At 66.0% G+C, this 13,028-nt stretch carries 10 protein-coding genes and 1 pseudogene; all 11 read left to right on the forward strand.

Going from position 1 to position 13,028, the window contains the following annotated elements; all coding sequences use genetic code 11:
* The first annotated feature begins 96 nt into the window (after positions 1-96).
* A complete protein-coding gene (ftsW, locus tag Q2M23_RS01000; RefSeq protein ID WP_028342184.1) occupies positions 97-1,248 on the forward strand; it encodes a putative lipid II flippase FtsW in 1,152 nt (383 codons plus the stop codon).
* 112 nt (positions 1,249-1,360) lie between these two features.
* On the forward strand, positions 1,361-2,461 hold the full coding sequence (murG, locus tag Q2M23_RS01005) for an undecaprenyldiphospho-muramoylpentapeptide beta-N-acetylglucosaminyltransferase (protein WP_316393724.1): 1,101 nt from the start codon (positions 1,361-1,363) through the stop codon (positions 2,459-2,461).
* A gap of 120 nt (positions 2,462-2,581) precedes the next feature.
* Positions 2,582-3,985: a UDP-N-acetylmuramate--L-alanine ligase gene (gene murC / locus Q2M23_RS01010; RefSeq protein ID WP_316393726.1), complete on the forward strand. Its 1,404-nt coding sequence runs from the start codon at positions 2,582-2,584 to the stop codon at positions 3,983-3,985.
* 2 nt (positions 3,986-3,987) lie between these two features.
* Positions 3,988-4,908 carry a UDP-N-acetylmuramate dehydrogenase gene (murB, locus tag Q2M23_RS01015; protein ID WP_076824233.1) on the forward strand — a complete coding sequence of 307 codons (921 nt, stop codon included), beginning with the start codon at positions 3,988-3,990 and terminating at the stop codon, positions 4,906-4,908.
* A 107-nt stretch (positions 4,909-5,015) separates the two neighbouring features.
* The gene (locus Q2M23_RS01020; RefSeq protein ID WP_057015000.1) at positions 5,016-6,002 is read left to right on the forward strand and encodes a D-alanine--D-alanine ligase; all 987 of its coding nucleotides are present in this window, start codon (positions 5,016-5,018) and stop codon (positions 6,000-6,002) included.
* A gap of 98 nt (positions 6,003-6,100) precedes the next feature.
* Positions 6,101-6,394 (forward strand): annotated as a pseudogene (locus tag Q2M23_RS01025) (D-alanine--D-alanine ligase); the annotation flags it as partial.
* Entirely contained in the window at positions 6,334-7,344 is a 1,011-nt protein-coding gene (locus Q2M23_RS01030; protein ID WP_316393727.1) for a cell division protein FtsQ/DivIB, read from the forward strand. The pseudogene Q2M23_RS01025 and the gene Q2M23_RS01030, both read left to right, overlap by 61 nt.
* The gene (gene ftsA / locus Q2M23_RS01035; RefSeq protein ID WP_028332543.1) at positions 7,341-8,657 is read left to right on the forward strand and encodes a cell division protein FtsA; all 1,317 of its coding nucleotides are present in this window, start codon (positions 7,341-7,343) and stop codon (positions 8,655-8,657) included. Before Q2M23_RS01030 ends, ftsA begins: the two co-directional genes overlap by 4 nt.
* 89 nt (positions 8,658-8,746) lie before the next feature.
* Positions 8,747-10,537, forward strand: coding sequence for a cell division protein FtsZ (gene ftsZ / locus Q2M23_RS01040; RefSeq protein ID WP_168858442.1), 1,791 nt, complete (start codon positions 8,747-8,749; stop codon positions 10,535-10,537).
* A 349-nt stretch (positions 10,538-10,886) separates the two neighbouring features.
* Entirely contained in the window at positions 10,887-11,849 is a 963-nt protein-coding gene (lpxC, locus tag Q2M23_RS01045) for a UDP-3-O-acyl-N-acetylglucosamine deacetylase (protein WP_168858441.1), read from the forward strand.
* Between the two features lie 258 nt (positions 11,850-12,107).
* Positions 12,108-13,016, forward strand: a complete 909-nt coding sequence (locus tag Q2M23_RS01050) for an outer membrane protein assembly factor BamD (RefSeq protein WP_028332540.1) — start codon at positions 12,108-12,110, stop codon at positions 13,014-13,016.
* The last annotated feature ends 12 nt before the right edge of the window (positions 13,017-13,028 follow it).

Here is a 13,028-nt window from a genome sequence, read left to right on the forward strand (position 1 = left end):
CTCAACCACCTCCCTCAAAAGTTACCCGACCCGTTAACCCCTTGGAAACCATCCTGCGCCACGAATGGACGTTATCTCTGCCATCTGGGGACGCCCATGCTCGCCCGTGACCAACGCACCCCGTTCTCGGACTGGTGGTGGACCGTCGACAAGCTGCTGCTTGTGGCGATCGCCGCGTTGATGCTGGCCGGCGTCATCCTGTCGCTGGCGGCGAGCCCGCCGGTGGCGACCCGGATCGGGCTCGATCCGTTCCACTTCTTCAACCGCCACGTCATGTTCCTGGTGCCGTCGCTGATGGTGCTGATCGGCGTCTCGTTCATGACGCCGCGGCAGATCCGGCGCACCGCGCTGATCGTGTTCGCGGTCTCGATCGCGCTGATCGTGCTGACGCTGCTGATCGGACCCGAGGTCAAGGGCTCGCGGCGCTGGATCACGCTGCTCGGCGTCAACATCCAGGCCTCCGAAGCCGCAAAACCCTCTTTCGTCATCGTCGCGGCCTGGCTGTTTGCGGAATCGACCAAGCGGCCGGAGATGCCGGCGACCTCGATGGCGCTGGTGCTGTTGCTGACGCTGGTCACGCTGCTGGTGATGGAGCCCGACTTCGGTCAGACCATGCTGATCCTCACCGTGTGGGGCGCGCTGTTCTTCATCGCGGGCATGCGGATGATCTGGGTGTTCGGGCTCGCCGGCGCGGCGGGCGCGGGCCTGTTCGGCGCCTATCTGCTGGTGCCGCACGTCGCCGGCCGCATCAAGCGCTTCATGAATCCCGCCTCCGGCGACACCTTCCAGGTCGACACCGCGATGGAGGCGTTCTGGAACGGCGGCTGGTTCGGCTTGGGGCCCGGCGAGGGCATCGCCAAGCGCAGCCTGCCGGACAGCCACACCGACTTCGTGTTCGCGGTCGCGGCGGAGGAGTTCGGCATCATCCTCTGCCTGATGCTGGTCGCGCTGTTCGGTTTCATCGTGATCCGTACGCTGACCCGCGCCTATGCCACCGAGGACATGTTCTCGCGCTTCGCAGCCTCGGGGCTTGCGATCCTGTTCGGCGTGCAGGCGACCATCAACATGGCGGTCAACCTGCAATTGATCCCGGCCAAGGGCATGACGCTGCCGTTCATCTCTTATGGCGGTTCCTCGTTCGTGTCGCTCGCCTATGGCGTCGGCATGATGCTGGCGCTCACGCGGCAGCGGCCGCGCACCGAGATCGAATCGATGGAAGGCGCCAGCGCTCAGCGCGCCTACGCGTAGGTGAACCCTTGTTGTCATTGCGAGGAGCGAAGCGACAAAGCAATCCATCCCTCCGTTCTGCGGGGCGATGGATTGCTTCGCTTCGCTCGCAGTGACGATGTAAAAGGCGGCCATGGACAATGCGCCCCTGATTCTGCTGGCGGCCGGTGGCACCGGCGGCCATTTGTTCCCGGCAGAAGCGCTCGCCGTGGAATTGATCAGGCGTGGCCTGCGGGTCCGGCTCGCCACCGACGGCCGCGCGCTGCGCTATTCCGGCCTGTTCGGCCGGGAGAGCATCGACCTCGTGCCGAGCGCGACCGTGCGCAGTCGCAACCCGATCTCGCTGGCGCGGACCGCGCTGATGCTCGGCTATGGCACGCTGGTCGCCACCAGTCTGGTGCGGCGGCTGAAGCCCGCGGCCGTGGTCGGCTTCGGCGGCTACCCGACCTTGCCGCCGCTGATGGCGGCGCGGCTGCTCGGCGTTCCCGGCATCATCCATGACGCCAATGCGGTGCTCGGCCGCGCCAACCGTTTCCTGTCCGGCCGCGTCAACGCGATCGCGACCTCGCTGCCCGGCGTGCTCGATCGCGATCCCGCGCTGGCCGGCAAGGCCACCACGGTCGGCACACCGATGCGGCCGGCGATCCTTGCGGCCGCTGCGGTGAAATACACGCCGCCCGAGGCGAACGGTCCGCTGCGCCTGCTCGTCGTCGGCGGCAGCCAGGGCGCGCGGGTGATGAGCGATATCGTGCCGCCCGCGATCGAGCAGCTCGCGCCCGCGCTGTGGAGCCGCCTGATCATCACCCAGCAGGTGCGCGAAGAAGACATGGATCGGGTGCGCGCCGTCTACGACCGGCTCAAGATCAACGCCGAGCTCGCGCCGTTCTTCGCCGACCTGCCGGCGCGCCTCGCCTCGAGCCAGCTCGTGATCTCGCGCTCCGGCGCCGGCACGGTGGCCGAACTCGCCGCGATCGGCCGGCCCTCGATCCTGGTGCCGCTGCCCGGCGCGATCGATCAGGACCAGTTTGCCAATGCCGGCGTGCTGTCGCAGGCGAGCGGCGCGCTGCGCATCGCGCAGAGCGACTTCACGTCCGAGCGGCTGGCCGCTGACATTTCGGCCTTCGCCGCCGAGCCCGCGAAACTGACCGCGATGGCGGAAGCCGCGCGCGGCGTCGGCCGGCTCGATGCCGCCGAGCGGCTGGCCGATCTGGTTGCGAAAGTGGCCGGAATTTAGGCCGCTTTCGAGGAATTTCGGCCGTGGGACGCCATGGCCGGGCTTGTCCCGGCCATATCAGTCTTTCATAAGTCGGAGAATTGCCGGGGTGAGTCCGGAGACGATGAAGGTGTTAGCATCATGAGACTGCCGCGCGAGATCGGACCCATTCACTTCGTCGGGATCGGCGGCATCGGCATGAGCGGCATCGCCGAGGTGCTGATCAATCTCGGCTACACCGTGCAGGGTTCCGATGCTTCGGACAATTACAACCTCGACCGCTTGCGCAAGAAGGGCGCCAAGGTCTCGGTCGGCCACGCCGCCGAGAATGTCGACGGCGCCGATGTCGTCGTGGTCTCGACTGCGATCAAGCGCGACAATCCCGAACTGATGGCGGCCCGCGCGCGACGCATTCCGGTGGTGCGGCGCGCCGAGATGCTGGCAGAGCTGATGCGGCTGAAGAGCTGCGTCGCGATCGCCGGCACCCATGGCAAGACCACCACGACCACGATGGTGGCGACCCTGCTCGACGCCGGCGGGCTCGACCCGACCGTGATCAATGGCGGCATCATCAACGCCTATGGCTCCAACGCGCGGCTCGGTGCCGGCGACTGGATGGTGGTCGAAGCCGACGAGAGCGACGGCACCTTCCTGAAGCTGCCGTCCGATGTCGTCATCGTCACCAATATCGACCCCGAGCATCTCGATCACTTCAAGACCTTCGAGGCGATCCAGGACGCGTTCCGCAATTTCGTCGAGAACGTCCCGTTCTACGGCTTTGCCGTGATGTGCACCGATCACCCCGTGGTGCAGACGCTCGTCGGCAAGATCGAAGACCGCCGCATCATCACCTACGGCCAGAACCCGCAGGCCGATGCGCAGCTCAAGGATCTGACGCCGACGGGCGGCGGCTCGAAATTCTCGGTCGCGATCCGCGATCGCAAATCCGGCGCGATCCATGAGATCGCCGATATCATGCTGCCGATGCCGGGGCGCCACAACGCATCGAATGCGACGGCGGCGATCGCGGTCGCGCACGAGCTTGGCGTGTCCGACGACGTCATCCGCCAGGCCATGGCCGGCTTCGGCGGCGTCAAGCGGCGCTTCACCAAGACCGGCGAGACCAACGGCATCACCGTGATCGACGATTACGGTCATCATCCGGTCGAGATCGCAGCCGTGCTGAAGGCGGCGCGGGAATCCGTCAACGGCAAGATCGTCGCCGTGGTGCAGCCGCATCGCTACACCCGCCTGCAATCGCTGTTCGAGGAATTCTGCACCTGCTTCAACGACGCCGATGCGGTCGTGGTCGCCGAGGTCTATCCGGCCGGCGAGGCGCCGATCGCCGGCGTCGACCGTGATCATTTCGCCGCCGGCCTGCGCGCCCACGGCCATCGCAATGTGGTGCCGCTGCCGAACGCGGGCGAGCTCGCGAAGATCGTGCACGGCCTTGCCAAGCCCGGCGACCTCGTCGTCTGCCTCGGCGCCGGCAACATCACGCAATGGGCCTACGCGCTGCCCGGCGAATTGAAGGCGTTGGGGTGATCGTGACCTTCCCCGACATCACGCCCGACCTGAAAGCCGCGATGCCGGAGCTGCGCGGGCGGCTGCTGGCGAACCAGTCGCTGGCCGAGTTGACCTGGTTTCGCGTCGGCGGCCCGGCACAGGTGTTGTTCACGCCGGCAGATGAAGATGACCTCGCATATTTCCTGAAGCGCCTGCCGCAGGAATTGCCGGTCTATGTCGTCGGCGTCGGCTCCAATCTGATCGTGCGCGATGGCGGCATGCCCGGCGTCGTGATCCGGCTCGCGCCGCGCGCGTTCGGCGAGACCAGCGCGGCCGGCGATGTCGTCATCGCCGGCGCTGCGGCGCTCGACAAGCGCGTCGCCGAGACGGCTGCGGCGGCTGACATCGGCGGCATGGAATTCTTCTTCGGCATTCCCGGCACCGTCGGCGGCGCGCTGCGCATGAATGCCGGCGCCAATGGCGGCGAGACCAAGGACGTGCTGATCGAGGCCACCGGCATCGGCCGCGACGGAACGAAGCATACGTTCGGCAATGCCGACATGAAGTTCGTCTATCGCAACAGCGGCGCCGATCCGTCGATCGTGTTCACCTCGGCGCGCTTCCGCGGCACGATCACCGATGCTGAGGCGATCCGCGCCCGCATGAACGAGGTGCAGAGCCATCGCGAGACCGCGCAGCCGATCCGCGAGAAGACCGGCGGCTCGACCTTCAAGAATCCGCCCGGCAACAGCGCCTGGAAGCTGATCGATGCCGCCGGCTGTCGCGGCCTCAAAATAGGCGGCGCGCAGGTGTCAGAGATGCACTGCAATTTCCTGATCAACACCGGCAACGCTACCGGGCACGACATCGAGACGCTCGGCGAGACGGTGCGTGAACGGGTCAAGCAAAGCAGCGGAATTGAGCTACACTGGGAAATCAAGCGGATCGGGAATTCATCGTAGTCGTCATTCCGGGGCGATGCGCAGCATCGAACCCGGAATCTCGAGAGTCCGGTCTGGTGCTTCGGACCATCCCGGAATGACGGAAGCAGCGAAGACAGGCAAAGAAGATGCAGGTGACCATTCTGTTCGGCGGCACCAACAAGGAGCGTCTGGTCTCGGTGGCGAGCACGCAGGCGCTGCACCGCGCGCTGCCAGACGCGGATCTCTGGTTCTGGGACGTCGACGACACCGTGCACGCGGTGACGTCGGAAAAACTGCTCGGCCACACGCGTCCGTTCGAGGTCGACTTCAAACCCGACGGTCGCGGCATCGCACTCGACCAGGCGCTCGACAAGGCGAGCGCCGAGCAGCGTGTGCTGGTGTTCGGTTTGCACGGCGGCCGCGCCGAGAATGGCGAGTTGCAGGCGATGTGCGAGATGCGCGGCGTCGCGTTCACCGGCTCCGGCTCGGCATCGTCGCATCTGGCGTTCGACAAGCCGTCGGCCAAGCGCTTCGCCGCGATCGCGGGCCTCAACGCGCCGCAGGGCATCAATGTCGAACAGATCGATGACGCCTTTGCGAAACACGGCAAGCTGATCGCAAAACCGGCCAAGGACGGATCGAGCTACGGGCTGATCTTCGTCAACGCGAAGCAGGATCTCGTCGCGGTCCGCAATGCCGCGAAGCATGAAGAGTATCTGATCGAGCCGTTCGTATCGGGCGTGGAGGCGACCTGCGGCGTGCTCGAGCAGTCCGACGGCTCCGTGTTCGCGCTGCCGCCGATCGAGATCGTGCCGGGGGAGGGAACCTTCGACTACACAGCCAAATACCTTTTGAAGTCGACCCAGGAGATTTGTCCTGGCCGCTTCGCGCCCGAGGTCAGCGCCGCGATCATGGACCATGCGCTGCGGGCGCACCGCGCGCTGTCCTGCACCGGCTACTCGCGCAGCGATTTCATCGTCTCGGCCAATGGCCCGGTCTATCTCGAGACCAACACTCTGCCGGGGCTCACCGCGGCATCACTGTACCCTAAGGCCTTGAAAGCACAGGGTATCGCCTTTTCCGACTTCCTCACCGACCAGATCGAGCTGGCCCGCCGCCGCGTCCGAAGTTAATGCCCGGCCGGGGGGAACCCGCCCTGGTCGGCCGGATGGAACCCGGGCGCTGTTGCTAAAATGCTAACGAGTTCGCGGCAAAGTACTCACAGCGTTGATCAAAACACGCTCCAGGCCGAAGTCATTTACCCTTTGTTTACCAGGAAGCCCGAAGGTTAACGCGGCGGCGCATGTAGCGCTTGGCTGCCGGGGCGTGAGCTGTCGCGGATTACCGCTTCGAGGATCGCAACCAGGGAACAGGGGGCCACTCTAATCCCACCGGTCTAGCCGAGACGTGATTTGTGCCGGGACCCGCGGGGTTTGCGGGCGCAACATGTGACGAGCTCGTGCAATGGATGGTGCAGGACGCCTCACCCGATCGCTGCGATCGCTGGGGCCTCAAGCTGACCTGAGAGCAGCCGCTATTGGAGCGGCGGTGCTGCTGCGCGAGTATGTCGGCGCCCATCTCGCACGCCGCAGGCGGCGTCCCGCCAAGCGGCCGCAAGTCATCATCGATCGCGAGCCGCCGAACCGCTACATCTTGATGGTCGAACGCTATCTGCCGCGCCGCATCGGGCTGGTCGCGACGCTCGCGATCCTGTTCGGCAGCCTGGCCCTTGGCATCGTCAAGGGTGGTCATGTCGAGGAATTCACCACCGCGCTCAGCGATGCCCGCAACGCGCTTGCCAATACCGCCGGCTTCCGCATCACCACCGTCGGCATCAACGGCCGCAAGCAGCTAAGCCAGGACGAGGTGCTCGCGATCGGCGGCGTCAACGGCCGCTCCTCGCTGCTGTTCCTCGACGCCGACACCGTGCGCGCCAAGCTGAAGGCCAATCCCTGGATCGCGGATGCCACGATCCTGAAGCTCTATCCGGGCCGGCTGCAGATCGACATCGTCGAGCGCACCGCCTTCGCGCTGTGGCAGCAGAACGGCCGCCTGTCGGTGATCGCCTCCGACGGCGCGGTGCTCGAGCCCTACGTCTCGCGCCGCTTCCTCAATCTGCCGCTGGTGGTCGGCAAGGGCGCCGACGTCAGGGCCCACGACTTCCTGGCGCTGCTCGACCGTTATCCGCAGGTCCGTTCGGTGACCAAGGCGGCGATCTTCGTCGGCGAGCGGCGCTGGAACCTGCGCCTCAAGGACGGTCTCGACGTCCGCCTGCCAGAGAACGACGTCGGCAACGCGCTCGCTGCGCTCTCCAGGCTCGACAAGGACGAGAAGCTGTTCTCGCGCGACATTGTCGCCGTCGACATGCGGCTGCCCGATCGGCTTATCGTGCAATTGTCGGAGGACGCCGGCAAGGCGCGCGACGAACTGTTCAAGGACAAGAAGTCCAAGAAGAAGGCCGGTGACTCCGCATGACCGGCCTCGATCGCAACCTGACCCCGAAGACCCGCCCGATGCAGAAGCGCACCGCGATGGTGGCTTCGCTCGATGTCGGCTCCAGCAAGATCGCCTGCATGATCGCGCGGCTGAGGCCATCGCCGCCGAACGAGGCGCTGCGCGGACGCACCCATGCGGTCGAATTGATCGGCTACAGCCAGATTCAGTCGCGCGGCGTCAAGGCCGGCTCCGTGGTCGATCTCGCCGAATGCGAGAAGGCGGTGCGCCACGCGGTGGCGTTGGCCGAGCGCATGGCCAAGGTCCGTGTCGAATCCGTCCTGCTGTCGGTCTCCGGCGGCCGGCAGCACGGCCAGCTGGTCGAGGCCGCGGCCGATATCCGCGGCGGCTCGGTGACCTCGGACGATATCAGCCGCGTCACGTCCGCCGGCATGCGCCACGCCGCCGGCGCGGGCCGCACCGTGCTGCACGCGCTGCCGGTCGGCTACGCACTCGACGGCGTCAAGGGCATCCGCGATCCCCGAGGCATGGTGGCGCGCCAGTTCGGCGTCGACATGAACGTGGTGACGTCGGACGCGACGGTCGCCAAGAACCTGATGCTGGTGGTCGAGCGCTGCCATCTCAACGTCGAAGCCATGGCGTCGAGCCCCTATGTCGCGGGCCTCTCGGTCCTGACCGACGACGAGGCCGATCTCGGCGCTGCCGTCGTCGAGATGGGCGCGGGATCGACCACGATCGCGACATACTCCGGCGGACGTCTCGTGCACGCATCCGGATTTGCGCTGGGCGGACAACACATCACGATGGACCTTGCGCGCGGCATCGGCGCGTGCATTGCGGATGCCGAGCGAATCAAGACCTTATACGGCACGGTGCTGACCGGCGGTTCGGACTCGCGCGAGCTGATGTCCGTTCCCACTGCAGGCGATGATCGGGAGACACCGCAAATCGTGTCCCGCGCCACGATTGCGAACATTGTCCGGCATCGCGCCGAGGAGATTTTCGAAATGGTCCGTGACCGGCTCGCGGATTCCCCCTTTGCGGCAGAGCCGAGGGCGCGCGTCGTGTTGAGCGGCGGCGCCTCGCAGCTCACCGGCACCGTCGAGCTTGCCACCCGCATCCTGAACCGTCAGGTCCGCATCGGCCGTCCGCTCGGCTTCGGCCGGCTGCCGAACGAGGCGAAGGGCGCCTCATTCTCGGTGCCGACGGGCCTCCTGGTCTATCCGCAATACGCACATCTTGAACATGTCGAACCGCGGCGCACGCGGCAGCTCAGGACAGGGACAGACGGTTACTTCGGAAAGGTCGGACGATGGCTTCGCGAGGGCTTCTGATGACCGCACCCCGGCTCACTGCATTTTCACCAGCTCCGGCGGCCAGCGGCCGGGACGAACCAACGCGCGCATAATCGAGAGAGGCAACCATGGCACTCAATCTGACACCCCCTGACATCAGCGAGCTGAAACCGCGGATCACCGTCTTCGGCGTCGGCGGCGCGGGTGGTAATGCCGTCAATAACATGATCACCGCCGGGTTGCAGGGCGTCGACTTCGTCGTCGCCAACACCGACGCGCAGGCGCTGACCATGTCGAAGGCGCAGCGCATCGTGCAGATGGGCACCCAGGTCACCCAGGGCCTCGGCGCCGGTTCGCAGCCCGACGTCGGCGCTGCGGCCGCGCAGGAGGTCATGGACGAGCTGCGCGATCACCTCACCGGCGCCAACATGGTGTTCGTCACCGCCGGCATGGGCGGCGGCACCGGCACCGGTGCTGCACCCGTGATCGCCAAGGCCGCGCGCGAGATGGGAATCCTCACCGTCGGCGTGGTGACCAAGCCGTTCCACTTCGAAGGTCAGCGCCGCATGCGCACCGCCGAGCACGGCATCGCCGAGCTGCACAAGGTGGTCGACACGCTGCTGATCATTCCGAACCAGAACCTGTTCCGGGTCGCCAACGAGAAGACCACCTTCGCCGACGCCTTCGCGATGGCCGACCAGGTGCTGTACTCGGGCGTCGCCTGCATCACCGACCTGATGGTCAAGGAAGGTCTGATCAACCTCGACTTCGCCGACGTCCGCGCCGTGATGCGTGAAATGGGCAAGGCGATGATGGGCACCGGCGAAGCCACCGGCGAGAAGCGCGCGCTGACCGCCGCGGAAGCCGCGATCGCCAACCCGCTGATCGACGACAGCTCGATGAAGGGCGCCCGCGGCCTCTTGATCTCGATCACGGGCGGCAAGGACCTGACCCTGTTCGAGGTCGACGAAGCTGCCACCCGCATCCGCGAAGAAGTCGACGCCGACGCCAACATCATCGTCGGCGCCACCTTCGACGAATCGCTCGACGGCGTCATTCGCGTCTCGGTGGTCGCAACTGGTATCGAGCAGGCCGCGATCGCCTCCCGAGCCCAGGCTCCCGCCGCGCAGCAGTCGGGCGGTTCGCCGGAGAGCCGGCTGGCCGATCTGACCGCCCGCCTGCGTGCCGACAATCAGCGCATGGCCGAGCGTGCCCAGAAGCTGGAACCGCCGACCGGCGTGACGGTCGCCCCGATTGCGGCTCCGGCCGGCCAGCAGCAGCGTCCGGCCGTCGAGCGCGCCGCGCTCGCGGCGATCGCCGCCGCGGTTGCTCCCGACAGCGCGCCGGCCGCCCAGGCGCCGATGCAGCAGGCCTCCTACGGTGACGTCACCGTGCGGCCGATTGCCCAGAAGCCCTCGTTGTTCCCGGACCACGAGGCCGCCCGGGCCGAGCAGCATGAGCCGATGCCGCCCGAGACCTTCATCCCGCAGGCGGCGGAACGGTCGCCGGTCCGTGCTCCGCGGATGCCGAAGTTCGAGGATCTGCCGATGCCGGCGCAGGCCGAAATCCGCCAGGCCAGCGGTGACGGCGAACCGGAACACCCGCAGAAGACCCGCCTGTCGCTGCTGCAGCGACTGGCCAATGTCGGCCTCGGCCGCCGCGACGAAGAGACCGAGCCGCCGATCGCGGCCCGTAGCTCCGGTCCGGCCATGCCGACGATGCCGCCGCTGCCCGAGCGCAAGCCGGCCCGCAGCGTCGCCCAGCAGATCTCGGCGAACGAATCGCCGGTATCCGAATATGCAAAGCGCCCAGCGCCGCAGGGTCTGGACGCTCATGGCCGCCAGGCACCTGTTGCCCCAGCGCCACAGGGCGACGACCATCTTGATATCCCGGCCTTCCTGCGCCGGCAGGCAAACTGAAGTTTGTTACAATCTTGGCCACGAAGAAGGCCTCGGCGGGGAATCGCCGGGGCCTTTTCCTTGTCGCGGGCAGGCGATCGCGCCGGATGAACAAGCAACTGATTTTAAATGATTAATTATTCTTTCGGTGGTCAGATGGCGCATCGCCGAGGACCGCTTTCGCTGCCGTAGTTTGGTTTACCTTGGGCGTGAATGCGGCGGAGATGGGGTAACAATCGGTAAAGAAGCGTGAGTTGGCGCGGTTTAGGGCCGTGACTATGGTCTGCCGTGACTTGGGGAGCTCAAGCGAGTCGGCCTTGGGGAAATTGGCCACTTGAATTGAGTGAAGTCGGGTAGTGGGCATTATCGAATGAAGTTCAGCCGTCAAACAACGCTTCGGTCGCAAGCCACCGTGACTGGCGTAGGCGTTCATTCCGGTCTTCCTGTCAGTCTCACCATGGGACCTGCACCTGTTGATGCGGGTTTTATTTTTGTCCGCACCGGTCTCGACGGTTCCGACCGTGAAGTCGTGGCCACCGCCGATGCGGTGATCGCGACCGAGTTCGCGACGGTGCTGGGTGACCGCGAAGGGCCGCTGGTTTCCACCGCCGAGCACGTGCTCGCGGCGCTGCGCGGCATGGGCGTCGACAACGCCACCATCGAAGTCGACGGCGCCGAAGTTCCGATCATGGACGGCAGCGCTGCGGCGTTCGTCGCGGCGATCGATCAGGCCGGCATTGTGACCCAGCCCGGCGTCCGCCGCTTCATCCAGGTTTTGAAGCCGGTGCAGGTCAAGATCGGCGAATCGGTTGGCGAGCTGCGTCCGTTCGCCGGCGGGTTCCGCACCGAAGTCGAGATCGATTTCACCAACCAGGTGATTGGTCGCCAGACCTTCACCTTCGATCTGTCGCCGGAAGGTTTCCGCCGCGAGGTTGCCCGTGCCCGCACGTTCGGCTGCATGAGCGACGTGGCGCGGCTGTGGGGTGCAGGCTTCGCGCTCGGCGCGTCCTTCGACAACACCGTGGTGTTCGACGAGGCCCGTCTGCTCAACGCCGAGGGCCTGCGCTACGCCGACGAATGCGCCCGCCACAAGGTGCTCGACGTGATCGGCGATCTGGCGCTGGCCGGCCTGCCGCTGCTCGGCAGCTACCGTTCGGTACGGGGCGGCCACAAGCTCAACAACGCGGTGCTGAAGGCGCTGCTCGCCGACCGTAGCGCTTGGCGGGTGGTCGAATCGGAGACGGCTCGGCGGCCGGCCCGTGGCCATGTCGAAGCGGGTGCAGGCACCGTGGGCGGTCTCGTCGCCCCGGCCTATGGCCCGGACGTGTCCTGATCGCCCAAGTCCTGATCGCCTGGCCGGTCGGGCCCAATTTCCGTAATAACCACAGCAGGCTGTGAGCTTCGTCGGGTCGCCTTATTCCCGGCGGAATGGCTCCGTATTCGGTTGGTCCACGGTCATTTTTCGGCTAAGCAGGCCTGCGGTTGCGAGTAACGGCAGTCAAGGCACTGGAAATATTGCATCCATGACCGCGGTTCATGGGTGGAGTGGGGTCGCCGTTAACCGCATCAAAGGCGTCAGGTTTTAAAATCCATGTCGGCAATGCGTATGGCGCTCGAATCACGCAATTCTTCTGACGTCTCCGGCCTGACCAAGGCCGCGCGCACGCTGCGTTTTGCGGCGGGGCTGATCGTGCTGGCCATGCCGCTCAGCGGCTGCGGCACCGGCGCGCTGTGGGACAAGTTCATGGCCAAGGACGACACGTTCGTCGATGAGCCCGCGGACAAGCTCTACAATGAGGGCTTGTACATGATGAACGAGAAGAAGGACCTGAAGGCCGCCTCGAAGAAGTTCGAGGAAGTCGACCGTCAGCATCCCTATTCCGACTGGGCGCGCAAGTCGCTCTTGATGTCGGCCTATTCGTTCTACCAGGCGGGCGACTACGACAGCTGCATTGGCTCTGCCACCCGCTACGTCACGCTGCATCCCGGCAGCCCGGACGCGTCCTACGCCCAGTACCTGATCGCGGCATCGCATTTCGACCAGATCCCGGACATCTCGCGCGACCAGAGCCGCACCGAGAAGGCGATCGCGGCGCTCGAAGAGGTGGTCCGCAAATATCCGACCTCGGAATACGCCACCCAGGCCAAGTCCAAGATCCAGGCTGCGCGCGACCAGCTCGCCGGCAAGGAAATGGCGGTCGGGCGCTATTACATGGGCAAGCGCGACTTCACCGCCGCGATCAACCGCTTCAAGACCGTGGTCACGCAGTACCAGACCACGCGCCACGTCGAGGAGGCGCTCTACCGCCTCACCGAGGCCTACATGGCGATCGGCATCGCCGGCGAGGCGCAGACCGCGGCCGCGGTGCTCGGCCACAATTTTCCAGACAGCCGCTGGTACAAGGACGCATATAATCTAGTAAAGTCCGGCGGTCTCGAGCCGAGCGAGAATCAGGGATCCTGGATCAGCAGGACCTTCAAGAAGATAGGTCTCGGCTAGGAATTGTCCTCG

Source organism: Bradyrhizobium sp. 33ap4 (genome assembly GCF_032654765.1).
Classification (GTDB): Bacteria; Pseudomonadota; Alphaproteobacteria; order Rhizobiales; family Xanthobacteraceae; genus Bradyrhizobium; species Bradyrhizobium australafricanum.

Excerpts from the sequence above, each read along its gene's own strand:
- ftsW (WP_028342184.1), top strand. The coding sequence starts at position 97 with ATGCTCGCCCGTGACCAACGCACCCCGTTCTCGGACTGGTGGTGGACC.
- murG (WP_316393724.1), top strand. The coding sequence starts at position 1,361 with ATGGACAATGCGCCCCTGATTCTGCTGGCGGCCGGTGGCACCGGCGGC.
- murC (WP_316393726.1), top strand. The coding sequence starts at position 2,582 with ATGAGACTGCCGCGCGAGATCGGACCCATTCACTTCGTCGGGATCGGC.
- Q2M23_RS01020 (WP_057015000.1), top strand. The coding sequence starts at position 5,016 with ATGCAGGTGACCATTCTGTTCGGCGGCACCAACAAGGAGCGTCTGGTC.
- Q2M23_RS01030 (WP_316393727.1), top strand. The coding sequence starts at position 6,334 with ATGGATGGTGCAGGACGCCTCACCCGATCGCTGCGATCGCTGGGGCCT.
- ftsA (WP_028332543.1), top strand. The coding sequence starts at position 7,341 with ATGACCGGCCTCGATCGCAACCTGACCCCGAAGACCCGCCCGATGCAG.
- ftsZ (WP_168858442.1), top strand. The coding sequence starts at position 8,747 with ATGGCACTCAATCTGACACCCCCTGACATCAGCGAGCTGAAACCGCGG.
- lpxC (WP_168858441.1), top strand. The coding sequence starts at position 10,887 with ATGAAGTTCAGCCGTCAAACAACGCTTCGGTCGCAAGCCACCGTGACT.
- Q2M23_RS01050 (WP_028332540.1), top strand. The coding sequence starts at position 12,108 with ATGTCGGCAATGCGTATGGCGCTCGAATCACGCAATTCTTCTGACGTC.